Origin of the sequence: Streptomyces sp. CA-106110 (genome assembly GCF_050936285.1) — a bacterium.
In the GTDB taxonomy this organism is placed as follows: Bacteria; Actinomycetota; Actinomycetes; order Streptomycetales; family Streptomycetaceae; genus Streptomyces.
Genome location: NZ_JBNJNB010000001.1, coordinates 8711288 through 8736378, shown reverse-complemented (window position 1 = coordinate 8736378; position 25091 = coordinate 8711288). Strand labels below are relative to the sequence as shown.

Genomic DNA, 25091 nt, shown 5'->3' with positions numbered 1-25091 from the left:
CGCTAACCTACCAAACACTTGTTAGGGAAGCCGCCTTCGAAGGGTACCGGCCGTGGACCTCACCCACTCACCCGCCGACCAGGCCTTCCGCGCCGAGGCCCGGTCCTGGCTCGCCGCGCATGTGCCCGCGGACCCGCTGCCCTCCCTGGAGACGGAGGAAGGGTTCGCGGCCCACCGCGCATGGGAGGCCGAACTCGCCGCGGACCGCTGGTCGGTGGTGTCCTGGCCGCGCGCGTACGGCGGACGGGACGCGGGTCTTGTGCGGTGGCTGATCTTCGAAGAGGAGTACTACGCGGCGGGCGCACCGGGCCGCGTCGGTCAGAACGGCATCAATCTGCTGGCGCCGACCCTGTTCGAGCACGGCACCGAGGAACAGCGGGCCCGGGTGCTCCCGCCGATGGCCACCGGCGAGGTGGTCTGGGCGCAGGCGTGGTCGGAGCCCGAGGCCGGCTCCGACCTGGCCTCTCTCAGGTCCAGGGCCGTGCGGACGCGGGGCGGCTGGCTGCTCGGCGGGCAGAAGACGTGGTCCTCACGGGCCGCCTTCGCCGATCGCGCCTTCGGGCTGTTCCGCAGCGATCCGGAGGCGGCCAGGCCCCACCAGGGCCTCACCTACCTCATGTTCGACCTGCGTGCTCGCGGTGTGACCGTCCGGCCCATCGGCCGTCTCGACGGCAGGCCCGCCTTCGCCGAGATCTTCCTGGACGACGTCTTCGTCCCGGACGAGGACGTGCTCGGCGAACCCGGTCAGGGCTGGCGGGTCGCGATGGCAACAACGGGCAACGAACGCGGGCTCACCCTCCGCTCCCCCGGCCGCTACCTCGCCGCCGCCGACCGGCTGCTGGAGCTGTGGCGGGCCCACGGCAGCCCGCCGTCGGCGAGCGACCGGGTCGCCGACGCCCTGATCGGCGCCCGCGCCTATCAGCTGTTCACCTACGCGGGCGCCTCCCGGTTCCTGGACGGTGAGCCGACCGGTGCGGAGTCCAGCCTGAACAAGGTCTTCTGGTCGGAGTTGGACATCGCTCTGCACGAGTCCGCGCTCGATCTGCTGGGCGCGGACGGCGAGTTGGCGGACGGTGCCTGGGCCGATGGCTATGTCTTCTCCCTCGCGGGCCCCGTCTACGCGGGCACGAACGAGATCCAGCGCGACATCATCGCCGAGCGTCTGCTCGGCCTGCCGAAGGGCCGCCGCTGATGCGTTTCCTGCCGACCGACGAGCAGCGCGCCTTCGCCCGCTCACTGGACGCACTGCTCACCGCAGCCGACACGCCGGCGATCGTACGCTCCTGGAGCGCGGGCGATCACACGGCCGGGCAAGCGCTGTGGTCCCGGATCGCGGAGGCGGGGGTCTTCGCGCCGGCGGTCCCCGAGACGTACGAAGGGGCGGGCCCGCTGCCCGTGGAGCTCGCGGTGGCCTTCGTGGAGCTGGGGCGCCACGCGGTACCGGGTCCCCTCGTGGAGACGGTGCTCGCGGCGGTCCTGCTCGCGGACCTACCCGAGCGCGCCGAGGGGCTGCTGCCCCAGCTGGTCTCCGGCAAAGCCGTGGCCACGGTCGGCGCGCCGTACGCCCTGGACGGGGACATGGCCGATGTCGTCCTCGCACTGAGGGACCGTCAGGTGTGGCTGTCCCCCGGCTGCCGGCCGGGGACGAAGGCGTCGCTCGATCCGGCACGGCGGCTCGCCACCCCGCTCCCCGGCGGAGAACTGCTGCGCGCCGGGGTTCCCCCGTCCGCGCTCGGCTGGGCACGCCTGGCCACCGCCGCCCAGGCCCTGGGCGTGGGCCTCGCTCTCCTCGAGCGGACGGTCGCATACGTCACGCAGCGCGTTCAGTTCGGCGTGCCCATCGGCTCGTTCCAGGCGGTCAAGCATCGGCTGGCCGACGCCCTGACCGCCTTGGAGTTCGCACGCCCGCTGCTCTTCGGAGCCGCTCTGACGATGACCCCGGCGGACCTCGCCGCGGCCAAGGTCGCGGCCTGCGAGGCGGCCTACACGACCGCACGCACCGCACTGCAACTGCACGGCGCGATCGGCTACACCGCCGAGTACGACCTCTCCCTCTGGCTCACCAAGGCACGTGCGCTGCGCACGGCGTGGGGTGGGCCGGCGGAGTGCCGCGCCGCCGTACTCAGCGGCGCCCGCCCGCGCGGCTGAGGGCCGGCGTGACCTGCGCCCTCACGTCACGATGCCCTTAGCCCGGGCTGCCGCGAGCCACTGGGGGAACTCGCCCACCAGCCGGTCGTACAGTTCGGCGTCGGACACCTTCCGCGGGTCCGAACCGGCGTGGAAGAAGCCCGCGTTGTCGACCACGCGCTTCTGCGGCACCGGCAGCTCGTCGAGTCTGCGCAGGAAGTCGAACTGCTTGCTGCCCGGGTCCCCGAACCCGATGAACTGCCAGAACATCGGCAGCTTGGCCGCCTTGCACAGATACCGTTCCGCGGCGGGCCTGTTGATGGGGCCGCCGTCGGTCTGGAAGACGACGAGGGCCGGGTCCTTGGAGCCGCTGTCCAGGTAGTGGTCGATGACGGCGTCCATCGCCAGGTGGTAGCTGGTTTTGCCCATGTGCCCGAGTCCGGCCACGATCGTGTCGATCCGGCCCTGGTGCTGGTCGAGCGATATCGCGCTCACGGCGTCAATGTCCGTGGAGAAGAAGACGAGCGGCACGCTGCCGTCGTCGTCGAGGTGCGCGGACAACCCGAGCACCCGCTCGGCGAGCGCCTGCACACTGCCGTCCTTGTAGTACGGCTTCATGGACCCGGAGTAGTCGACGACCAGGTAGACGGCGGCCCGCTGTCCGCCCAGCCCGTGCTTGGTGAGGGACACCCCGGCGCTCTTGTACAGGCTGACCAGCGCGGGGGCGGTCTCCTCGACCTTGCGGAGGCTGATCGCTGCCATGCGGTCTCCTTGCGCCGGCGGGACGGGAGGCCGACGTTACGACACTGCCGCCCCCGCCGATCACCTTCCCCGTAGGTTCGCTATTTTGTTCGCCGCCGTCCCCACCGGCTCACCACCCGTCCAACCCCGTTCGAGGAGCCGGCTGTGGAGTCCGAGTCCACCGTCACCACCTGCTACCGCCACTCCAAGGTGGAGTCGCATGTGCGCTGCGTCCGCTGCGACCGCTACATCTGCCCGGACTGCATGCGCGAGGCGGCTGTCGGCCACCAGTGCCCGGAGTGTGTGAAGGAGGGGGCCCGGTCGATCCGCCAGGCCCGCACGGCGTTCGGTGGCCGGATCACCACCGCCCCCATGGTGACGTATGTGCTGATCGGCCTCAACGTGCTCGCCTACCTCGGTGAGCTGGTGCGCCCCGCGATCGAGGACCGGTTCGCGATGCTGGGGGCCGGGCTCCGGGACGCGAGCGGCGGACACTATCTGTGGCAGTACCCGTATCCGTCCGGGTGGCACGCCGAGGGTGTCGTGGGCGGGCAGTGGGAGCGCCTGCTGACCGGCGCGTTCCTGCATCTCCCGCCCACTCAGGGGACGTTCGGGATCCTGCACATCGTGATGAACATGGTGTCGCTGTGGAACATCGGGCGGGTGGTCGAGGCGCAGCTGGGCCGCGTCCGCTACCTCGCGCTCTATCTGCTGTCGGCCCTCGGCGGGTCGGTGCTCGTCCTGCTGCTCGCGCCCGACACCCCGACGGTCGGCGCGTCCGGCGCCATCTTCGGGCTGGGCGCCGCGTACTACGTCATGGCCAAGCGGCTCGGCGCCGACATGAGCACCGTCAACCGTTTCATGGCGGGCCTGCTGGTGTGGCTGCTGATCTCCGCCGGCCTCACCTCCTGGCAGGGGCACCTCGGCGGTCTGCTGGCCGGCGGGCTGGTGACGCTGGTGTACGCGTACGTGCCCAGGGGCCCGCGTCGCGGCATGATCCAGACGGCCGCCTGCCTCGGACTTCTGGTGCTGCTGGTGCTGCTGACGGTGGGCAAGGTGACGGAGCTGACGGGATGAGCGGCGCGGACCGCCGTCGCTGAACCGTCCCCGGACGCGCCGCGGCGCCCGCCCAGAGTCCGGTCGGGGACAGAGGCGGGCGCCGTGCTCAGTTCCGTACGCCGTTGTACGGGACGTGGGTGGGGCTGTCAGACCGCCAGACTACGGTCCGTGGGACGGATCGGGGCGGGCAGGTCGCTGGCGCCCGTGAGGAAGCGGTCGACACCGCGGGCGGCCGAGCGGCCCTCCGCGATCGCCCACACGATCAGGGACTGGCCGCGGCCGGCGTCGCCCGCCACGAACACGCCCGGAACGTTGGTCTGGAAGTCGGCGTCGCGAGCGATGTTGCCACGCGCGTCCAGCTCCAGGCCGAACTGCTCGACCAGGCCGTTCTGCTGGTCCGTGCCGGTGAAGCCCATGGCGAGGGTGACCAGCTGCGCCGGGATCTTGCGCTCGGTGCCCGGCTTCTGGGTCAGCTTGCCGTCCACGAACTCGACCTCGGCCAGGTGCAGCCACTGCACATTGCCGTCCTCGTCGCCCTCGAAGTGGGTCGTGGAGGCCGAGTAGATGCGCTCGCCGCCCTCCTCGTGGGCCGAGGTGACCTTGTAGAGGACCGGGAAGGTCGGCCACGGCTGGCTGACCGGGTGCCGCTCGTCGTTCGGGCGGGGCATGATCTCCAGCTGGGTGACGGAGGCCGCGCCCTGGCGGTGGGCGGTGCCGACGCAGTCCGCGCCCGTGTCGCCGCCGCCGATCACGATGACGTGCTTGCCCTCGGCCGAGATCGGCGAGGTCACGTAGTCGCCCTCCTGCACCTTGTTGGACAGCGGCAGGTACTCCATGGCCTGGTACACGCCCTTGAGCTCGCGGCCGGGGACCGGGAGGTCACGTGCGGTCGTCGCGCCCGCGGCGATGACCACGGCGTCGTACCGCTTGCGCAGGTCCGTCGCCTTGAGGTCGTGGCCGATCTCGACACCGGTACGGAAGCGGGTGCCCTCCGCGCGCATCTGCTCGATACGGCGGTTGATGTGCCGCTTCTCCATCTTGAACTCGGGGATGCCGTAGCGGAGCAGACCGCCGACGCGGTCCGCGCGCTCGTACACTGCGACCGTGTGGCCGGCCCGGGTCAGCTGCTGGGCGGCGGCGAGACCCGCCGGACCGGAGCCGATGACCGCGACGGTCTTGCCGGACAGGCGCTCGGGGGCCTGCGGCTTGACGTCACCGCTGTCCCACGCCTTGTCGATGATCGAGACCTCGACGTTCTTGATGGTGACCGGCTGCTGGTTGATGCCGAGCACGCACGCCGACTCGCAGGGCGCCGGGCACAGGCGGCCGGTGAACTCCGGGAAGTTGTTCGTGGCGTGCAGCCGCTCGGAGGCCTCGGTCCAGTCCTCGCGGTAGGCGTAGTCGTTCCACTCGGGGATGAGGTTCCCGAGCGGGCAGCCGTTGTGGCAGAACGGGATGCCGCAGTCCATGCACCGGCTGGCCTGCTTGCTGATGATCGGCAGCAGCGAGCCGGGAACGTAGACCTCGTTCCAGTCCTTGACGCGCTCACCCACCGGACGGGACGTGGCGACCTCGCGGCCGTGCGTCAGGAAGCCCTTGGGATCAGCCATTGGTCGCCGCCTCCATCATCTTCTCGGTGATCTCGGTCTCGGTGAGACCGGCTCGCTCGGCGGCGTCCTTGGCGGCGAGCACTGCCTTGTACGTGCTGGGGATGATCTTGCTGAAGCGCTCCACGGAGACGGGCCACTCCGCGAGGAGCTTCTCGGCGACCGTGGAACCGGTGTCCTCGGCGTGGCGGCGCACCACGTCGTGCAGCCACTGCTTGTCCGTGTCGTCCAGCGGCTCGATGGAGCCCTGGTTGCCGGCGTTGACGTTGTCGCGGTCCAGGTCGACGACGTAGGCGATACCGCCCGACATGCCGGCCGCGAAGTTGCGGCCCGTGGGTCCGAGCACCACGGCGTGGCCACCGGTCATGTACTCGCAGCCGTGGTCGCCCACGCCCTCCGACACCACGAGCGCACCCGAGTTGCGGACACAGAACCGCTCACCCGTACGACCGCGCAGGAACAGCTCACCGCCGGTCGCGCCGTACGCGAGAGTGTTGCCCGCGATCGTCGAGTACTCGGCGAGGTGCTCGGCTGCGCGGTCCGGGCGCACGATGACCCGGCCGCCGGACAGGCCCTTGCCGACGTAGTCGTTGGCGTCGCCCTCCAGGCGCAGCGTGATGCCGCGCGGCAGGAAGGCGCCGAAGGACTGGCCCGCCGAACCCGTGAAGGTGATGTCGATGGTGTCGTCGGGCAGGCCCGCGCCACCGAACTTCTTCGTCACCTCGTGGCCGAGCATGGTGCCGACCGTGCGGTTGATGTTGCGGATCGCGACCTGGGCGCGCACCGGCTGGGCGTCGGCCTGGGAGTTCGCGGCCAGCGCGTCGGCGGCGAGCTTGATCAGCTCGTTGTCGAGCGCCTTCTCCAGGCCGTGGTCCTGGGCGATCACTTGGTGGCGCACCGCGCCCTCCGCCAGTTCGGGCACGTGGAACAGCGGCGCCAGGTCCAGGCCCTGGGCCTTCCAGTGGTCGACGGCCCGGGTGACGTCGAGCGCCTCGGCGTGGCCGACGGCCTCCTCGATGGAGCGGAAGCCCAGCTCCGCGAGGAGTTCGCGGACCTCCTCGGCGATGAACTGGAAGAAGTTCACGACGAACTCGGCCTTGCCGGTGAAGCGCTCGCGCAGCACCGGGTTCTGCGTGGCGATGCCGACCGGGCAGGTGTCCAGGTGGCAGACGCGCATCATGATGCAGCCGGAGACGACGAGCGGCGCGGTCGCGAAGCCGAACTCCTCGGCGCCGAGCAGCGCGGCGATGACCACGTCACGGCCGGTCTTCAGCTGGCCGTCGGTCTGCACGACGATCCGGTCGCGCAGGCCGTTGAGCAGCAGGGTCTGCTGGGTCTCGGCGAGACCGAGCTCCCAGGGACCGCCGGCGTGCTTCAGCGACGTGAGCGGGGAGGCGCCGGTGCCGCCGTCGTGACCGGAGATCAGGACGACGTCCGCGTGCGCCTTGGAGACACCCGCTGCGACCGTGCCGACGCCGACCTCCGAGACCAGCTTCACGTGGATCCGCGCCTGCGGGTTCGCGTTCTTCAGGTCGTGGATCAGCTGGGCCAGGTCCTCGATGGAGTAGATGTCGTGGTGCGGCGGCGGGGAGATCAGGCCGACGCCCGGCGTCGAGTGCCGGGTCTTGGCCACCCACGGGTAGACCTTGTGGCCGGGCAGCTGACCGCCCTCGCCGGGCTTCGCGCCCTGGGCCATCTTGATCTGGATGTCGTCCGCGTTGACCAGGTACTCCGAGGTCACGCCGAAGCGGCCGGACGCCACCTGCTTGATCGCCGAGCGGCGCGCCGGGTCGTACAGGCGGTCCGGGTCCTCGCCGCCCTCACCGGTGTTGGACTTGGCGCCCAGCTGGTTCATGGCGACGGCGAGCGTCTCGTGCGCCTCCTTGGAGATGGAGCCGTACGACATGGCGCCGGTGGAGAAGCGCCTGACGATCTCGGAGACCGGCTCGACCTCGTCGATGGAGATCGGCGCGCGGTCGGACTTGAAGCCGAACAGGCCGCGCAGCGTCATCAGGCGCTCGGACTGCTCGTTCACGCGGGACGTGTACTTCTTGAAGATGTCGTAGCGACCGGTGCGCGTGGAGTGCTGGAGGCGGAAGACCGTCTCCGGGTCGAACAGGTGCGGCTCGCCCTCGCGGCGCCACTGGTACTCGCCGCCGATCTCCAGCGCGCGGTGCGCGGGAGCGATGCCGGAGGCCGGGTAGGCCTTGGCGTGGCGGGCGGCGACCTCCTTGGCGATGACGTCGATGCCGACGCCGCCGATCTTGGTGGCCGTGCCGTTGAAGTACTTGTCGACGAAGGCCTCGTCCAGGCCGACGGCCTCGAAGACCTGGGCGCCGCGGTAGGAGGCGACGGTCGAGATGCCCATCTTGGACATGACCTTCAGGACGCCCTTGCCGAGGGCGTAGATCAGGTTGCGGATGGCCTTCTCGGTCTCGATGCCCGGCAGGAACGTCCCTGCGCGGACCAGGTCCTCGACGGACTCCATCGCCAGGTACGGGTTGACCGCCGCGGCGCCGTAGCCGATCAGCAGGGCGACGTGGTGCACCTCGCGGACGTCACCGGCCTCGACCAGCAGGCCCACATGACTGCGCTGCTTGGTACGGATGAGGTGGTGGTGGACGGCCGCGGTGAGCAGCAGCGACGGGATCGGCGCGTGCTCGGCGTCCGAGTGGCGGTCCGACAGGACGATCAGGCGGGCGCCGTTCTCGATGGCGGCGTCGGTCTCCGCGCAGATCTCCTCGAGGCGCGCGGCGAGGGCGTCGCCGCCACCGGAGACCCGGAACAGACCGGAGAGCGTCGCGGCCTTCATGCCGGGCATGTCGCCGTCGGCGTTGATGTGGATGAGCTTGGCCAGCTCGTCGTTGTCGATCACCGGGAAGGGCAGCACGACGCTGCGGCAGGAGGCCGCGGTCGGCTCCAGCAGGTTGCCCTGGGGGCCGAGCGACGAGCGCAGGGAGGTGACCAGCTCCTCGCGGATGGCGTCCAGCGGCGGGTTGGTGACCTGCGCGAACAGCTGGGTGAAGTAGTCGAAGAGCAGACGCGGACGCTCGGACAGCGCGGCGATCGGCGAGTCGGTGCCCATCGAGCCGATCGGCTCGGCGCCGGCCTTGGCCATCGGCGCGAGGAGGACGCGCAGCTCCTCCTCGGTGTAGCCGAAGGTCTGCTGGCGGCGGGTGACCGAGGCGTGGGTGTGCACGATGTGCTCGCGCTCGGGCAGGTCGCCCAGCTCGATCTCACCGGCCTCCAGCCACTCCTGGTACGGGTGGGCCGCGGCGAGCGTCGCCTTGATCTCGTCGTCCTCGATGATGCGGTGCTCGGCGGTGTCGACGAGGAACATACGGCCGGGCTGCAGCCGGCCCTTGCGGACGACCCTGGCGGGGTCGATGTCGAGGACGCCGACCTCGGAGCCGAGGACGACGAGGCCGTCGTCGGTGACCCAGTAGCGACCGGGGCGCAGACCGTTGCGGTCGAGCACGGCGCCGACCTGGGTACCGTCGGTGAACGTGACGCAGGCGGGGCCGTCCCAGGGCTCCATCATCGTGGAGTGGAACTGGTAGAAGGCGCGCCGGGCCGGGTCCATGGAGTCGTGGTTCTCCCACGCCTCCGGGATCATCATCAGCACGGAGTGCGGCAGGGAGCGGCCGCCGAGGTGCAGCAGCTCGAGTACCTCGTCGAAGGACGCGGAGTCCGAGGCATCCGGGGTGCAGACCGGGAAGATCCGCTCCAGCTTCTCCTGGGGGCCGAACAGGTCGGACACCAGCTGCGACTCGCGGGCGCGCATCCAGTTGCGGTTGCCCTTGACCGTGTTGATCTCGCCGTTGTGCGCGACGAAGCGGTACGGGTGGGCGAGCGGCCAGCTCGGGAAGGTGTTGGTGGAGAAGCGCGAGTGGACCAGCGCGATGGCCGTGGCGAAGCGGCGGTCGGACAGGTCCGGGAAGAAGGGCTCCAGCTGGCCGGTGGTGAGCATGCCCTTGTACACGATCGTGCGCGCGGACAGCGACGGGAAGTACACGCCGGCCTCGCGCTCGGCGCGCTTGCGCAGCACGAAGGCCTTGCGGTCGAGGTCGATGCCCTGGGCGGCGTCTCCCCCGGTGACGAAGAGCTGGCGGAAGGCGGGCATCGTGGAGCGGGCGGCCGCGCCCAGCAGCTCGGGGGCGACCGGGACCTCGCGCCAGCCGAGGACGGTCAGGCCCTCACCGGCCGCGATCGTCTCGATCTGCGAGACGGCCTCGGCGGCGCCCGGCTCGGGCAGGAAGGCGATGCCGACGGCGTAAGCGCCCGCCTCGGGCAGTTCGAATCCGGCCACCTCACGGAAGAAGGCGTCGGGCACCTGGGAGAGAATGCCGGCACCGTCACCCGAGTCGGGCTCGGAGCCGGTGGCACCGCGGTGCTCCAGGTTGCGCAGTACGGTCAGCGCCTGCTCGACCAGCCCATGGCTCGCCTCGCCGGTGAGGGTGGCCACGAACCCGACGCCGCAGGCGTCGTGCTCGTTGCGGGGGTCGTACATACCCTGCGCAGCAGGGCGAGCATCCATGAACGACCAGTTCTGGCCATTCGCGGAATGCTGGGACGGCTGGCGCGGCGTACGCATCGGCTCTCCCGTCGTCGTCATGTGGCATATGGCAGTGCCGAGGGACGACGTTGGCCCTCTGCGAAAAAATTTCGTGCAGGTTACATGATGGAGCGCTTCTCGGGAACCGGATAGATCGTTCCAGCATGCGGACGCCACCGGCACGTTGCACGGGTTTCACGTGCGGCGAAGAAAGGGGGCGTTTGCGGACAGATCAGTGTCCGAAGATCCAGGGTACGGCAGGCTTCATCGCCCACCGCTGTGCAGTGCGGTGCAGGCGTCGTTGCCCGCGGCGCTTACGGCTCATGCCCGCTGGTTAAGCAGTCGAAACCGCCGAGTAACAGTGGGGCGGCTACTTATGCGGTCCCTCGCATAAGTCACTCCACGCGTCATCCTATGGCGGTACCGAACAGGCTGCCCAGGAGGTAGGTCACACCTGCGGCCGCGCCTCCGAGGGCGAGCTGCCGCAGACCGCTGTACCACCAGCTGCGTGCGGTCACCTTGGCCACGACCGCGCCGCACCCGAAGAGACCGGCGAGGGCGAGCAGCACGGCGGGCCACAGGGCGTGGGCGCCGAGCAGATACGGCAGCAGAGGCAGAAGGGCGCCGAGCGCGAACGAGCCGAAGCTGGAGACGGCGGCCACCGCCGGGGAGGGCAGGTCGCCCGGGTCGACGCCGAGTTCCTCGCGCGCGTGGATCTCCAGGGCCTGCTCGGGGTCCCGGGAGAGCTGCCTCGCGACCTCGCGGGCGAGCGCGGGGTCGACGCCACGCGCCTCGTACAGCGCCGCCAGCTCCTCCTGCTCGTCCTCCGGATGCTTTCTCAACTCACGGCGCTCGACGTCGAGTTCGGCCTCGACCAGCTCACGCTGGGAGGCGACCGACGTATACTCGCCCGCGGCCATGGAGAAGGCACCGGCGGCCAGGCCCACGAGCCCGGTGATGATGATGGTCTGCTGACTGACCGAGCCACCCGCGACACCGGTCATCAGGGCCAGGTTGGAGACCAGGCCGTCCATCGCACCGAAGACGGCCGGGCGCAGCCAGCCACCGTTCACATCGCGGTGGGTGTGGTTGTCGCGATGCGCCTCGTGCAGCGCCGCCTCGGTCTCGATGATGGCCATGCCCGGTCCCCCAAAAGGTGCTGGATTGGACTGCTTCCACTTTTCGACAACAACGAAAGTACGTCGGAAATTGCATCGCCGCCAGCAAGGAAAGGCTGGGCTAACCTGCGCTTTTACCTTCTCTTGCTCATACGAGTAACAACCTGCACAGATGTCGGTCGGGTGATGCTGGGGCCCGTGAGGCTCTGCGGAACCGCTCCCGTGGCACAGATCCGCAAAGGGGTTCCACACCCCGGAACAGGGGGGTGCCCGAAAGGAGAGGCACCGTATGGCCATCGCCTGCATTCCCCCGGCCCCGGCGCCCGGCGACGCCGCCGGACTGCGCGAACGGGCGCGCGGCGCACTGCTCGGCCTCGCCGTGGGGGACGCACTGGGGGCTCCCGCCGAGAACCTCAGGCCGTCCGAGATCCGCGCCCGCTGGGGCCGCATCACCGGGTATGTGGCCGAGCGGCCCTCCGGCACGGACGACACCGAGTACGCGATCTTCTCGGGGCTGCTGCTCGCCCGGCACGGCTCGGCGCTGACCGTGGCGCATGTGGAGGCGGCCTGGCACCAGTGGATCGCGGACCGGGACGAGGGGCCGTTCCGGGGTGCGGGGTTCAGTGAGCGGGGCACGCTGGAGAACCTCCGCCGGGGCCTTGCCGCGCCCATCACGGCGCAGCACCGGCACGCCTGGAGCGACGGTCTCGCCATGCGTGCGGCGCCCTTCGGCGTCTTCGCCGCGGGCCGTCCCGCGGAGGCGGCCCGGCTGGTGGCGATCGACGGCTCGGTGAGCCACGAAGGAGAGGGCATCTACGGCGGTCAGGCGGTCGCCGCCGGGGTCGCGGCGGCGATGGCGGGCGCGCCCACGGTCGCCGTGGTGGCCTCGGCCCTCGCGGTCGTCCCCGACGACTCATGGACGGCCCGCTCCCTGCGCCGCGCGGTCGCCGCCGCCCACCGGGGCGCCCGCGCGGTGCGCTCCGCGGTCGTGATCGGCGGCTACCCCTGGACCGACCTCGCCCCGGAGGCGGTGGCCCTGGCCTTCGGCGCGTACGCGGCGGCCGACGGCGACTTCACGGAGTCGGTGCTCACGGCGGTCAACATGGGCCGTGACGCCGACACCACGGCGGCGGTCGCGGGCGCCCTCGCGGGCGCGACCCACGGGATCTCCGCGATCCCGGCCGAATGGGCGGCGGCGATCGGCCCGGCCCGGGGGAGCTGTCTGCCCTCCATGGAGGGCCACCACGTCCTGGACGTGGCGGAACTGCTGACGCCCGGGGACGGGGACGGGAAGTGGGGGGCGGCCATCGCGGGGCTGTGGGGCAGGGGGACAGGCGTACGTCCCGGCGGCCGGGTACGCCGCGAGGGCCACGCCCGGCGCGAGGGCGGCCCCGCGCGGCGCGGGGACACGGTGCGGGGCGGCCATGGGACACGGGCCGGCGATGCGGTGCGGGACCGCGGTCCGGCGGGGCCGGGGAATCCCGCGCGGCGGACCGGCCGCACACGACGGGCCGACCCCGCGCGCCGCGGCGGCCCCACGCCACCGGCGGGCGCCGCTGAACCCGACGAACACACAGAACTCGTCGGTACCGGAGAATGCGAAGAACCCGTCGGCACCAAAGAGCCCGGAAAACCCGTCAGCCTCGTTGAACCCGGGGATCCCGCAGAACCTATCGGCACCATAGAGCCCGAAAAACCTGTCGGTCTCACGGAACCCGGGCATCCCACGGAACCCGTCCGCGACCTCACCGAACCCGGCGATCCCACGGAACCCGGCGACCCCGCCCCGTCGGCCGACCCCGCGAGTCACGGCCGCGCCGCACGCCACGGCGGCCCTCTGCCCCCTCGCGGCCCCGCGGCGCGCGTCCCGCGAAGGCAGTCCGGTCCCACGGTCCGCGAGGTAGCGGCGTACGTGGAGGTCCCGGACGAGGGCGAGGTGAAGCCGTGAGCGGCGCGGCCCCGCGTCGTATCGAAGGCCTCCTGCTCGGGCTCGCCGCGGGCGACGCCGCCGGATGGCCCGCCGCCCGGCACCGGGCCGCCCGTATGCCCGAGTGGACCCGGCGGCTGACCCGGGAGCTGGACACCTTCGCGGAGCAGAACGCGACCACCACGCTGCCGGTGCCGATCGCCCTCAACCAGCCGCCGGAGCCGCTCAGGCTCGGGCCCTCGGACGACGCCGAGTGGGCGGCGTTCGCGGCTCATGCCGTGCTGCGGGCCGGGGACGGCAGCGCGCTCGGCGACCTGGACCGGCAGCGCAGGATGCGCGCGGCCATCGATCTGTCCTGGAACGAGATCGCCGGCGAGGTCTCCGCTGCGGCCGACCGGGCCCCCGAGGTCGAGTCGGCACGGCTGACGCTGCGCGCTCGTATCTCCGTACGCGCGGGTCTCGGCAACCTCGCCACCGGTCTGCGCCCGCCCGCCACCGGCCACGACAATCCGCACTACTTCGACGACGCGGCCTGCGTCCGGGCCTGCGTTCTCGCCGTGGCGCATCCCGGAGAGCCCCGGCTCGCCGCCGAACTGGCCGAGTTCGACGCCCGCTACACTCAGGACGGCGACGGCGTGCACGGTGCCCGCGCCATGGCCGCGGCACTCTCGCTCGCCCTCAGCGGTGAGCCCGTGGACGCGTGTGTGGCCGCCGCGCTCGCCGAGCTTCCCGAGTCCACCGAGATCGGGCGCAACGCCCGGCACGCCCTGAAGCTGGCCCGTGACAGCGACGGGGCCTTCCCGGTGGTCCCGCAGTTGGAGCACCAGATCGTCGACCACGTCTACAGCTACGGCATCGCGGCCGCGGAGACGGTCCCGGTCGCACTCGCCCTGGCCACGGCCGCGCGCGGCCGGATCGCCGAGGCCGTGCCCGCCGCGGCCTGCCTGTCGAGGGTCGCCGACTCCGCCCCGGCCCTCGCGGGCGCGCTCACCGGGGCACTCGGCGGCGGGCAGACGGTGCCGGCCGCCTGGCGGGACGCCTGCCGCACCCTCTCCGGCTGCGCGCTGCCCCGGCTCACCGGGACCAACCTCGTACACCTCGCCGAACTGCTGGAGACGACGGAACTGACCGGCCCAGGTGGATGATTCGGACATGACGCCCATTTTTGACGAGACGGTCCCTCTGGACGAACGCATCACCGGCGCCCTGGTCGGCGCCGCCGTCGGCGACGCCCTCGGCGGGCCCGTCGAGGGCTACTCCCCCGAGCAGATCACCGAACGGCACGGCGGCCGTGTGCACGGGATCGTCGGGCCCTGGCACGGCGACGACTGGCGCACGGCCCGCCCTGTCGCCCCGTACCACAAGGGCGACGGCCACATCACCGACGACACACTCATGACCCATGCGCTGGTACGGGTGTACGCGGCCGTCCGCGACCACCTCGACGCGTACGCGGTCGCCCGGCACCTGGTGCCCGACCTGATGACGAATCCGCGCTGGATCCCGGAGCTGGAGTCGGAGGCGATCCCCCTCCAGCGGATCTTCCTCGCGGAGAAGTGGCTGGTGGCCCGGCTGCACTACGGCCATGCCGACCCCCGCGAGGCAGGCGTCGGCAACATCGTCAACTGCGGTGCCGCGATGTACATGGCGCCGGTCGGCCTGGTCAACGCGGCCAATCCGGCGGGCGCGTACGCCGAGGCACTGGACGTGGCGGGGGCGCACCAGTCGTCGTACGGCAGGGAGGCGGCCGGTGTTTTCGCGGCGGCCGTGGCCGCGGCGTGCGAGCCGGGCGCGACCCCCGACTCGGTCGTCGCCGCATGCCTGTCCCTCGCGAAGGACGGGACACGCGCCGCCATCGAGACGGTCTGCGACGCGGCCTCCCGCTACTCGGACTTCGAATCGGCACTCCGGCCGCTGCAGGAGGCGGTGGCGCCGTACGACACGGTCGGCCCCGACTACCGCGCGCCGTCCCTCGGTGCCCGCCGCCCCTCGCGGCTGCACACGATCGAGGAACTCCCGGTGGCGCTGGGCATGATGATCGTGGCCCGCGGCGACTACCGCCACGCGGTGCTCGGCGCGGTGAACTACGGCCGGGACTGCGACTCCACCGCGACGATGGCGGGGGCGATCACCGGCGCCCTGGGCTCGGAGGTCCCCGAGTACTGGGCGAAGGCGGTGGCGGAGGCGAGCCGTCTGGACCTGCACGCCCCGGCACTGACCCTCACCGAGGTCACCCGCGAGATCTTCGCCCGCGACGTGAGCCGCCGCCGCGCCCACGAGGCGGCGTTCGCCGGGATCGGAGGCTGAGGTGCTCCGACTGACCTGGGTCCAGCCGGAGGACCTCCTCGGGCATGAACTGCGCCAGGCGGAGGAGGACGGCCGGGAGCCGTCGGCCGTCGCGGCGAGGTGGGCGGCGGCACGCGGCCCACTGGCCCCGCGGCGGGCAGGCGCGTCACCGGAGCCGGCGTCGCCGTACCTGCGGCTGCTCGCCAACGACCTGCTGGACGAACTCGCGGATCTGCCGAGCGGGCTGGCGGAGCACGAGCCGACGGACCTGGAACGGATCAAGGCGCTGTGCCCGGCGTGGCCTCGCTCCCGGACCACGGACGCGCGTGCCGCCGGACCGGCTTCGGAGGCCCGCCTGGAAGCCGCCTGGCTCGGCCGGGCCGCCGGCTGCCTCCTCGGCAAACCCGTGGAGAAACTGCCCTTGGACGCTATCCGTCAACTGGCCCGAGCCACCGGCAACTGGCCCCTGTCCACATGGTTCATGGCTCACGGAGTCCCCGAGGACCTGCTCGCCGCACACCCCTGGAACCGCCGCTCCGCCACCACCTCCCTCGCCGAGAACATCGACGGGATGCCCGAGGACGACGACCTCAACTACCCGCTGCTCAACCTGCTGTTGCTCGCTCGCCACGGCAGGGCCTTCACCACCGCCGACGTGGCCCGGCTCTGGCTCGACGAGATCCCCGCCGGCCGGACCTTCACCGCCGAACGCGTCGCCTACCGCAACCTCCTCTCCGGCATCGAACCCCCGTACACGGCCCGCCACCGCAACCCGTTCCGCGAGTGGATCGGCGCCCTCATCCGCGCCGACGTACACGGCTGGACGAACCCCGGCGATCCGGCGGCCGCAGCCGAACAGGCCCATCGCGACGCGACTCTCACGCACACCGCGAACGGCGTCTACGCCGCGATGTTCACGGCGGCCACCATCGCCGAGGCGGCCACCGGCGCCCACGACGTGCACCACTGCCTGACCACCGGTCTCACCGTCGTCCCGCCCGCCTCGCGTCTGGCCCGGGCCGTCCGCCAGGCGATCCGGCTGGCCGGCTCGACGCGGGACTTCGAGGCCGTCGTCGACGAACTCCACGCCGTCCACGGCACGTACCACTGGGTGCACGCCGTCCCCAACACCGCCCTGATCGCCGCCGCGCTCACCCACGCCGACGGCGACTTCACCGGCTCCGTCTGCGGGGCCGTGTCCGGGGGCTGGGACACCGACTCGAACGGTGCGACGGCGGGCAGCGTCGCGGGCCTGCTCGCCGGACACCCGAGGCGGCTCCCCGACCGCTGGACGACCCCCCTCAAGAACCGGCTGGCCACATCCGTCGGCGACTTCAACGGCATCGGTTTCGACGCCCTGGCCCACCTCACGCACCGGGAAACCCACCGCTCATGACCGCACCCCTCACCGGCCTGCGCGTGCTCGATCTCGCCACCCTCTTCGCCGGTCCCCTCGCCGCCACCCTGCTCGGCGACTTCGGCGCCGAGGTCATCAAGGTCGAGCACCCGGCCAAACCGGACCCCTCCCGCGGCCACGGCCCGTCGAAGAACGGGACGGGTCTGTGGTGGAAGCTGCTCGGCCGCAACAAGCGCACGATGACACTCGACCTCTCCAAGCCCGGCGGTCGCACGACGCTGCTGCGGCTCGCCGGCACCGCCGACGTGATCGTCGAGAACTTCCGCCCCGGCACCCTGGAGAAATGGGACCTGGGCTGGGACGAGCTGTCGGCGGCGAACCCCCGTCTGGTCCTGGCCCGGGTGACCGCCTTCGGTCAGTTCGGACCGTACGCACGCCGCCCCGGCTTCGGCACGCTCGCCGAGGCGATGAGCGGGTTCGCGGCCATCACCGGGGAGCCGGACGGACCTCCGACGCTCCCGCCGTTCGGGCTCGCCGACTCGATCGCGGGGCTGGCGACCGCGTACGCGGTGATGACGGCCCTCGCGGCCCGGGACCGCACAGGCACGGGCCAGGTGGTGGACATGGCGATCATCGAGCCGATCCTCACGGTCCTCGGGCCACAGCCCATCTGGTACGACCAGCTCGGTCACGTCCAGCGGCGCACCGGCAACCGGTCCCAGAACAACGCCCCGCGCAACACCTACCGCACGGCGGACGGCGGCTGGGTCGCCGTCTCCACGTCCGCGCAGTCCGTCGCCGAGCGGGTGATGCGCCTGGTCGGCCGCCCGGAGCTGGTCGAGGAGCCGTGGTTCGCGACGGGAGCGGAGCGGGCCCGGCACGCGGACGTGCTCGACGAGGCGGTCGGCGAGTGGATCGCCCGCCGTCCGCGTGCGGAGGTCCTGAAGGCGTTCGAGGCGGCGGAGGCTGCGGTCGCACCGGTGCAGGACGTCCAGGACGTGATGACCGACCCCCAGTACGCGGCACTGGACACGATCACCACGATTCCCGACGACCCCGAACTGGGCCGGCTGCGTATGCAGAACGTCCTCTTCCGGCTGTCCGCGACGCCTGGTGCGATCCGCTGGGCGGGCCGTCCGCACGGTGCGGACACCAGGGCGGTCCTGACCGAGCTGGGCCTTTCGGACCAGGAGATCGCCGCCCTGCAGACGGAGGGCGCCCTGTGACGGGAAATCTGGCGTTCCCCCCTCTGACCTGGCTCTACGCTCCCGGCGATCGTCCGGAGGTGGTCGGCAAGGCGCTGGTGTCCGGGGCGGACGTGGTGCTGATCGACCTGGAGGACGCGGTCGCCCCGGACCGCAAGGGATACGCGCGTGCGGCGACCGCGGAACGGCTGGCCGAGCGCCCGGCGGTGCCGGTCCATGTACGGGTGAACGCGCTGGACAGCCCCTGGGCGGAGGCCGACCTCGCGGCGCTGACAACGTTGCCCGGCCTGGCCGGTCTGCGCCTGCCCAAGGTCACCTCGCCGTCGGAAGTGGTCCGGGTGGCGGAAGGCACCGCCTCCGCGGAGGGCGGGGCGATCGCTCTCTACGCCCTTCTGGAGACGGCTCTGGGTGTGGAGCGGGCGTTCGCGATCGCGGCGGCCCATCCGGCCGTGCGGGGCATCGCGCTGGGTGAGGCCGATCTCCGGGCGGACCTCGGGGTACGGGAGGACGCGGGACTGGACTGGTCACGGGCGCGCGTGGTCGTGGCCGCACGCGCGGCGGCACTGCCTCCGCCGTCCCAGTCGGTCTACCCGGACACCCGGGACATCGAGGGCCTGGCGGCGTCCTGCGCCCACGGCCGCGCGCTGGGCTTCCTGGGCCGCGCGGCGATCCATCCGCGCCAGCTTCCGGTCATCGAACGCGCCTACGCGCCCACCGCGGGGGAGATCTCCCGTGCCGAGGAGATCCTGAAGGCGGCGGCCAGGGAGCCGGGGGCCCAGGCGCTCCCGGACGGCCGCTTCATCGACACGGCGGTGGTCAGGGAGGCACAGCGGACGCTGTCACTGGCCCGCCGAAGATGCTGAGGACCCGGAGCGACCTGAACACGCCGGGGGCGCCGTATCTGGCGATACGGCGCCCCCGGCGATGTACGGACGCTCAGGCCTTCTTCGCCGACCCCGCTTCGTCCTTCGACGGCTTCGACGTCTCGGTCGTCCCAGAGTCGTCGGCCTTCTCGGAAACCCCGGCGGCCCCGGAGTCCTCGGCGGCCGCAGACTTGTCGGCCGCCTCCGGGTCCTCGGTGGTCCGCGCCGCCTCCGTCTCCGTGGCGGCGGGCTCCGCGTCCTCCGGCTCGGACCCGGCCTTCTTCTCCGGCGTCCCTTCGGCGGAGTCCTCGTCGCTCGCGGGGGCACCGCCTTCGGTGCTCAGGCCCGCCTCCACGATTTCCTCCCGGCCGGGCCGCAGCCGCGCCGACACCACGATGTAGGCCACGGCGAGCAGGAACACGAGCATCGCGGTCCAGTCGTTCAGCCGCAGGCCGAGGAAGTGGTGCGCGTCGTCGACCCGCATGTACTCGATCCAGCCGCGGCCCACGCAGTAGGCGGCCACGTACAGTGCGAACGCCCGCCCGTGGCCCAGCTTGAAGCGGCGGTCGGCCCAGATCACCAGGAGTCCGACCCCGATGCACCACAGCGACTCGTACAGGAACGTCGGGTGGTAGTAGCCCGGCACCCGGCCGTCCGTCGACGAGGTGATGTGCAGCGCCCAGGGCAGATCCGTCGGCCGTCCGTACAGCTCCTGGTTGAACCAGTTGCCCCAGCGGCCGATCGCCTGCGCGAAGGCGATGCCGGGCGCGACGGCGTCCGCGTAGGCGGGCAGCGGGATGCCCCGGCGCCGGCAGCCGATCCAGGCGCCGAGCGCCCCGAGCGCGATGGCTCCCCAGATGCCGAGTCCGCCCTGCCAGACCTTGAACGCGTCCACCCAGTTACGGCCGTCGCTGAAGTACAGCTCGTAGTCCGTGATCACGTGGTAGAGCCGGCCGCCCACGAGTCCGAAGGGCACGGCCCAGACCGCGATGTCGGCCACCGTGCCGGACCGGCCGCCACGGGCGATCCAGCGCCTGTTGCCGAGCCACACGGCTACGAAGACTCCGATGATGATGCAGAAGGCGTAGCCGCGCAGCGGAATGGGGCCGAGGTACAGCACTCCGCGCGAGGGGCTGGGAATGTAGGCAAGTTCCATGGCAGGAACGACGCTACCTTGCCGGACACGCAGCGTGGCAACCCACCGGGCTACGGGTCCATAACGTAGACCGCCCCCCGGTGCAGTGGCACCGGGGGCGGTCACTGGACCACAGGCGTCTTAGGACTTGTTCTCTGCTTCCACCAACTGCTTCAGCTTGGCCGGTGTCATCGTCCGGTCCGTGTAGATGTCCTTCGCGCCGAGGAGGACGGTCGGCGTACCGCTGAAGCCGCCGCTCTGGAACGCGGCGTTCGACTTGGTCACCCAGCTGTCGTGCGTACCGTCCTTGGCGCACTTCTCGAACGCGGGGGTCCTCAGCCCCGGGACCTTGTCCGCCAGCTCGAGGAGCTTGCCGTTGTCCGCGTATGTATCCTGCGTCTCCTTGGGCTGGTTCTGGTACAGCACGTCGTGGTAGTCCCAGAACTTCCCGGCGTCCTGCGCACAGGCCGCCGCGTTGGCCGCGCGGAGCGAGCCGCTGCCGCCCAGATTCCCGTCGATGAGCGTGACGAGGTGGTATTCGATCTTCAGGTGGCCGGCGTCGACCAACTCGTGGATGGTCGGGCGATAGGCGGTCTCGAAGGCCTGGCAGGCCGGGCAGCGGAAGTCCTCCCAGACCGTGAGGGTCGACTTGGCGGTGTCCTGGCCGACCGGGATCGCCAGGCCGTCCTTGCCCGTCGCCCCCGAGGGTGCGGTGGCGGGGCCCGAGGCGCCGCTCTTGCCGCTCTTGCCGGCGTTCGCCGCGAGGACGCCCACCACTGTCGCCAGGGCCAGGACACAGACGATCGAGGCGCCCACGATCAGCGTCCGGCGACGCTTCTCCGCAGTCCTGCGCTTCTCTCGCTCGACCACCAGCCGCTCACGGGCTGTGCGCTTTCCATCACGGTTCTTCTCGCTCACATGTGGCAGAACGAACCGGGGAGGCGCAGCGCGCCTCCCCGGTCCCAGGTCCACCCGTTCGGGTGAGCGATTTTTTCGTCATGGGGGACTTTCGCCCACATGAGTAAGACCGCGAGGTGTCAGGCGTTGCCGCGCACGCCCTCGGCCAGCTCACCCGCCAGGGTCCGCACGGCCTCGAGGGCGGCGGCCTCGTCCTCCGCGTCCAGCATGCGCTTGACGAACGCCGAACCGACGATCACTCCGTCGGCGAACCCGGCCACCTCGGCGGCCTGCACGGCGTTGGAGACGCCGAGGCCGACGCAGACGGGCAGATCGGTGGTGGCCCGGGTGCGGCGGACCAGATCCTGGGCCTGCGCGCCGACCGTCTCACGGGTGCCGGTGACTCCCATCAGCGAGGCCGCGTAGACGAAGCCGGAGCCCGCCGCCGTGATCTCGGCGAGCCTCGCGTCCTTGCTGCTGGGCGCCACGACGAAGACCGTGGCGAGCCCGTGCTTCTCGGCGTGTTCCCGCCACAGGGCCGACTCCTGCACGGGCAGGTCGGGCAGGATGCAGCCCGCCCCGCCCGCCTCGGCCAGTTCGGCGGTGAAGCGTTCCACGCCGTAGCGGTCGATCGGGTTCCAGTACGTCATCACGAGCACCGGCTTCCCGGTCGCCTCGTACGCCTCGCGGACCGTGCGCATCACGTCGGCGATCTTGACGCCGCCGCGCAGGGCGATGTCGTCGGCGGTCTGGATGACCGGACCGTCGAGGACCGGGTCGCTGTGCGGCAGGCCCACCTCGACGACGTCGGCGCCGCCGTCCAGGACCGCCTTGACGGCCGCGATGCCGCCGTCGACGGTCGGGAAGCCGGCCGGCAGATAGGCGATGAGCGCGGAGCGCCCCTCGGCCCTGGCCGCGGCGAGGGTGTCGGACAGCAGTCGGATGTTCCCGCTCACTTGGCGTCCCCCTCGATCTCGGCGGCTTCGCTGTCGGTGTCCGCGGCGACGGCCGCGTCGGTGTCGTACAGGCCGAAGTAGCGGGCGGCCGTGTCCATGTCCTTGTCGCCGCGCCCGGACAGGTTGACGACGATCAGCCCGTCCCTGCCCAGCTCCCTGCCCACTTCCAGGGCACCGGCGAGCGCATGGGCGCTCTCGATGGCCGGGATGATGCCCTCGGTCCGGGACAGCAGGCGCAGGGCCTGCATGGCCGCGTCGTCGGTGACGGCCCGGTACTCGCCGCGGCCGCTGTCCTTCAGGTACGCGTGCTCGGGTCCGATGCCCGGGTAGTCGAGCCCCGCGGAGATCGAGTACGGCTCGGTGATCTGGCCTTCGTCGTCCTGCAGGACGTAGGAGCGGGAGCCGTGCAGGATGCCGGGCTCGCCCGCGGTGAGCGTGGCCGCGTGCTCGCCGCTCTCGATGCCGTGGCCGGCGGGCTCGCAGCCGATGAGGCGGACGGAGGTGTCCGGGATGAAGGCGTGGAAGAGCCCGATCGCGTTGGAGCCGCCGCCCACGCAGGCGATGGCGGCGTCGGGCAGCCGCCCGGCGCGCTCGAGGAGCTGCCGCCGCGCCTCCACACCGATCACACGGTGGAAGTCCCGCACCATGGCCGGGAAGGGGTGAGGGCCCGCCACGGTCCCGAACAGGTAGTGCGTGTGGTCCACGTTGGCGACCCAGTCGCGGAACGCCTCGTTGATGGCGTCCTTGAGGGTGCGCGAGCCGGACTTCACGGCGATGACCTCGGCGCCGAGCATCCGCATGCGGGCGACGTTGAGAGCCTGCCGCTGGGTGTCGATCTCGCCCATGTAGACGGTGCAGTCGAGCCCGAAGAGCGCGCAGGCGGTGGCGGTGGCGACACCGTGCTGGCCGGCGCCGGTCTCCGCGATGACCCGCGTCTTGCCCATCCGCTTGGTGAGCAGGGCCTGACCGAGCACGTTGTTGATCTTGTGGGAGCCGGTGTGGTTGAGGTCCTCGCGCTTGAGGAACACCCGGGCTCCACCGGCGTGTTCGGCGAACCGCGGCACCTCGGTGAGGGCGCTGGGCCGGCCGGTGTAGTCGACGAGCAGGGCGTCGAGCTCGCGGGCGAACTCGGGGTCCGCCTTCGCCTTGTCGTACTCGACGGCGACCTCGTCCACGGCGGCGACGAGGGCCTCCGGGATGAACTTGCCGCCGAAGGCGCCGAAGTACCCCTCGGCGCTGGGGACCTGACCTTCGGGGTCGGGAATGAAGAACTCGCTGGGCATGCGCTTACCTCACAGGGGCAGAGCCCCGGTCGGGTGGGTTTCCGGGTGACGTCGGAAGCGTGCGCGCTGTCCATGGGGCCGTCTCCCCACGGCGCGGAACCGCCGTGGGCACATGGCCGCACCGCGAGGGCGACCGAGAACGGCGAAGTGGGTGCCGGACTCACCGCGGCCGCAGTGGGCGGACGACGGCAAGGCACCCCAGCCGACGGGCGAGGCCCGTTCAGCTCATCGCGGGTGACCGGCGCGCACGGGGCGACGCCATCGCATCCCGTTCACCTGGCCCGGCTCGTCACCGATGACATACCGCACCCGTCGCCCGTGCACCCGCCGCGCGGGGGCACGGCAGCCACGCGGCCGGCACCCACGGGCGAGACGGGCATACGGGTCCCTGGTCGCCACGGTCATCGGAAGCATCATCGACGCCAACCCTACCGGGGCACGGCCGCCCGTGTGACCGCCGGGTTCCGGCAGCCACTGGACCGATCCCGGCGTCACGTCAGTCCCGTCCGTGCCGCAGCGCCGGGTGGGCGCCCGCCGCCACCAGGTCGGCGACCGCCGTCTTCGGGTCGCGTCCGGTCACCAGGGACTCGCCGACGAGCACCGCGTCGGCGCCCTCGTTGGCGTACGCGATCAGGTCGTGCGGACCGCGGACTCCGGACTCGGCGACCTTGACGATGGTCTCGGGGATCTCGGGGGCCACCCGCTCGAACGTGGAGCGGTCGACCTCCAGGGTCTTGAGGTTGCGCGCGTTGACGCCGATCACCTTCGCGCCGGCGTCCACCGCACGGTCGACCTCGTCCTCGTCGTGCACCTCGACGAGCGCCGTGAGCCCGATGGACTCGGCGCGCTCGATCAGGGACTCGAGGGCGGGCTGGTCCAGGGCGGCGACGATCAGCAGCGCGAGGTCGGCGCCGTACGCCCGGGCCTCCCAGAGCTGGTACGACGTGACGATGAAGTCCTTGCGCAGCACCGGGATGTCGACCCGGGCCCGCACGGCCTCCAGATCGGCCAGCGAGCCGCCGAAACGGCGCTGCTCGGTCAGGACGGAGATGACGGACGCACCGCCCGCCTCGTAGTCCGCGGCGAGCCCCGCCGGGTCGGCGATCGCGGCGAGGGCGCCCTTCGACGGGCTGGAGCGCTTGACCTCGCAGATCACCTTGACGCCTTCCCCCCGCAGGGCGGCGAGGCCGTCCTTGGCCGCGGGAGCCTTGGCCGCGCGCTCCTTGAGCTCGTCGAGGCTGACGCGTGCCTGCCGCTCCGCGAGGTCGGCACGGACTCCGTCGATGATCTCGTCGAGCACACTCACGCGAGCGGCCCCCTTCCTGACGGTTGATGTTTCAAGAGGCTCACTGGGGGTTGAGCCTTGGTCCACCGGACCACCTCGGCGGGCGAAAACCGATGGTCACTGTGATGGTATCCGGAGGAAGGCGTAGGCCTCGCATCCGGTTGACGGCGGTCCCACTACCTGGACATTCGCCGGCTGATCAAGGGTGCAGCCAGCCTCCGAATGGCAAGTTCCGGACAACCGTGAAGACCAGCAGCAGGGCGCCCAGGCTCCACAGGTGCACGGGCCGCAGTTCGATCCGCAGCGGCCGTCCCCGCGCCGCGCGCACCGCCCAGAGGACCCACACCACGGCGAAGAGGAGATAGCCGGCGACGGCCGGGGCATTGTCCTGAAGTGCCGTCAGAAAGTCACCGTGCACGAAGGCGTGGGCACTGCGCAGTCCGCCGCAGCCGGGGCAGTACACGCCCGTGTAGCGCAGCAGCGGGCAGACCGGATAGTGCCCGGGCTGGTTCGGATCGACCGCCCCGACGTACGCGAAGGCCCCGAGGACGCCCGCGAGCACTCCGGCGGGAACGGCGGTCCGCCGCAATACGGCGGCGGCTCCGGCGTCCGGACGGGCGGGTGTCACGCTGGGGGATTCGGCGTTCACCCCACGCATTGTGCCGGTCCTCCGGTGGAGGCGCCCATCGG

Annotated in this window: 19 protein-coding genes and 1 pseudogene; 9 read left to right on the top strand and 11 right to left on the bottom strand. The window is 71.7% G+C overall.

Annotated elements, in window-relative coordinates; translation table 11 throughout:
• Window positions 1-52: 52 nt before the first annotated feature.
• Window positions 53-1192 (top strand): acyl-CoA dehydrogenase family protein, encoded by a 1140-nt coding sequence (locus tag ACQEXA_RS40290; protein ID WP_432926568.1) that lies wholly within the window; start codon window positions 53-55, stop codon window positions 1190-1192.
• Window positions 1192-2148 carry an acyl-CoA dehydrogenase family protein gene (locus ACQEXA_RS40285; protein ID WP_433132505.1) on the top strand — a complete coding sequence of 319 codons (957 nt, stop codon included), beginning with the start codon at window positions 1192-1194 and terminating at the stop codon, window positions 2146-2148. The genes ACQEXA_RS40290 and ACQEXA_RS40285 overlap by 1 nt, the downstream gene beginning before the upstream one ends.
• Before the next feature lie 21 nt (window positions 2149-2169).
• Here ACQEXA_RS40285 and ACQEXA_RS40280 read toward each other — a convergent pair whose 3' ends face one another.
• Window positions 2170-2889, bottom strand: coding sequence for a vWA domain-containing protein (locus ACQEXA_RS40280; protein WP_433132503.1), 720 nt, complete (start codon window positions 2887-2889; stop codon window positions 2170-2172).
• Between the two features lie 144 nt (window positions 2890-3033).
• Here ACQEXA_RS40280 and ACQEXA_RS40275 point away from each other — a divergent pair, with 144 nt between their 5' ends.
• On the top strand, window positions 3034-3945 hold the full coding sequence (locus tag ACQEXA_RS40275; protein WP_433132501.1) for a rhomboid family intramembrane serine protease: 912 nt from the start codon (window positions 3034-3036) through the stop codon (window positions 3943-3945).
• Between the two features lie 128 nt (window positions 3946-4073).
• On the opposite strand, the gene ACQEXA_RS40270 is transcribed toward ACQEXA_RS40275, so the two are convergent.
• The 3 genes from ACQEXA_RS40270 to ACQEXA_RS40260 all read right to left on the bottom strand — a co-directional run bounded on the left by ACQEXA_RS40270 (window position 4074) and on the right by ACQEXA_RS40260 (window position 11228).
• Window positions 4074-5537 (bottom strand): glutamate synthase subunit beta, encoded by a 1464-nt coding sequence (locus ACQEXA_RS40270; RefSeq protein WP_360989301.1) that lies wholly within the window; start codon window positions 5535-5537, stop codon window positions 4074-4076.
• Window positions 5530-10128 (bottom strand): glutamate synthase large subunit, encoded by a 4599-nt coding sequence (gene gltB, locus ACQEXA_RS40265; RefSeq protein WP_432939086.1) that lies wholly within the window; start codon window positions 10126-10128, stop codon window positions 5530-5532. Before gltB ends, ACQEXA_RS40270 begins: the two co-directional genes overlap by 8 nt.
• 368 nt (window positions 10129-10496) lie before the next feature.
• A complete protein-coding gene (locus tag ACQEXA_RS40260) occupies window positions 10497-11228 on the bottom strand; it encodes a VIT1/CCC1 transporter family protein (protein ID WP_432926574.1) in 732 nt (243 codons plus the stop codon).
• 268 nt (window positions 11229-11496) lie between these two features.
• Here ACQEXA_RS40260 and ACQEXA_RS40255 point away from each other — a divergent pair.
• From ACQEXA_RS40255 to ACQEXA_RS40230, 6 genes and pseudogenes are all read left to right on the top strand, one after another.
• A pseudogene (locus tag ACQEXA_RS40255) lies at window positions 11497-12510 on the top strand (ADP-ribosylglycohydrolase family protein); the annotation flags it as partial.
• A 641-nt stretch (window positions 12511-13151) separates the two neighbouring features.
• A complete protein-coding gene (locus tag ACQEXA_RS40250) occupies window positions 13152-14279 on the top strand; it encodes an ADP-ribosylglycohydrolase family protein (protein WP_433132499.1) in 1128 nt (375 codons plus the stop codon).
• 7 nt (window positions 14280-14286) lie between these two features.
• Complete coding sequence (locus ACQEXA_RS40245) at window positions 14287-15441, top strand: ADP-ribosylglycohydrolase family protein (protein ID WP_433132497.1); 1155 nt, start codon at window positions 14287-14289, stop codon at window positions 15439-15441.
• A 1-nt stretch (window position 15442) separates the two neighbouring features.
• Window positions 15443-16816 carry an ADP-ribosylglycohydrolase family protein gene (locus ACQEXA_RS40240; protein ID WP_433132495.1) on the top strand — a complete coding sequence of 458 codons (1374 nt, stop codon included), beginning with the start codon at window positions 15443-15445 and terminating at the stop codon, window positions 16814-16816.
• Entirely contained in the window at window positions 16813-18003 is a 1191-nt protein-coding gene (locus ACQEXA_RS40235; RefSeq protein WP_432926581.1) for a CaiB/BaiF CoA transferase family protein, read from the top strand. Before ACQEXA_RS40240 ends, ACQEXA_RS40235 begins: the two co-directional genes overlap by 4 nt.
• Window positions 18000-18845 carry an HpcH/HpaI aldolase/citrate lyase family protein gene (locus ACQEXA_RS40230; protein WP_433132493.1) on the top strand — a complete coding sequence of 282 codons (846 nt, stop codon included), beginning with the start codon at window positions 18000-18002 and terminating at the stop codon, window positions 18843-18845. Before ACQEXA_RS40235 ends, ACQEXA_RS40230 begins: the two co-directional genes overlap by 4 nt.
• Window positions 18846-18918: 73 nt before the next feature.
• On the opposite strand, the gene lgt is transcribed toward ACQEXA_RS40230, so the two are convergent.
• The 7 genes from lgt to ACQEXA_RS40195 form a co-directional block, all read right to left on the bottom strand.
• Window positions 18919-20001, bottom strand: coding sequence for a prolipoprotein diacylglyceryl transferase (gene lgt / locus ACQEXA_RS40225; RefSeq protein WP_432926585.1), 1083 nt, complete (start codon window positions 19999-20001; stop codon window positions 18919-18921).
• Between the two features lie 120 nt (window positions 20002-20121).
• Entirely contained in the window at window positions 20122-20898 is a 777-nt protein-coding gene (locus ACQEXA_RS40220) for a DsbA family protein (RefSeq protein WP_432926586.1), read from the bottom strand.
• Window positions 20899-21017: 119 nt separating this feature from the next.
• On the bottom strand, window positions 21018-21833 hold the full coding sequence (gene trpA, locus ACQEXA_RS40215) for a tryptophan synthase subunit alpha (protein ID WP_432926588.1): 816 nt from the start codon (window positions 21831-21833) through the stop codon (window positions 21018-21020).
• A complete protein-coding gene (gene trpB, locus ACQEXA_RS40210) occupies window positions 21830-23116 on the bottom strand; it encodes a tryptophan synthase subunit beta (RefSeq protein ID WP_359389322.1) in 1287 nt (428 codons plus the stop codon). The genes trpA and trpB overlap by 4 nt, the downstream gene beginning before the upstream one ends.
• A 225-nt stretch (window positions 23117-23341) precedes the next feature.
• A complete protein-coding gene (gene trpM / locus ACQEXA_RS40205; protein ID WP_359389319.1) occupies window positions 23342-23533 on the bottom strand; it encodes a tryptophan biosynthesis modulator TrpM in 192 nt (63 codons plus the stop codon).
• A gap of 79 nt (window positions 23534-23612) precedes the next feature.
• The gene (gene trpC, locus ACQEXA_RS40200) at window positions 23613-24422 is read right to left on the bottom strand and encodes an indole-3-glycerol phosphate synthase TrpC (RefSeq protein ID WP_432926592.1); all 810 of its coding nucleotides are present in this window, start codon (window positions 24420-24422) and stop codon (window positions 23613-23615) included.
• 178 nt (window positions 24423-24600) lie between these two features.
• Entirely contained in the window at window positions 24601-25059 is a 459-nt protein-coding gene (locus tag ACQEXA_RS40195) for a DUF2752 domain-containing protein (RefSeq protein ID WP_432926594.1), read from the bottom strand.
• Between the last annotated feature and the right edge of the window lie 32 nt (window positions 25060-25091).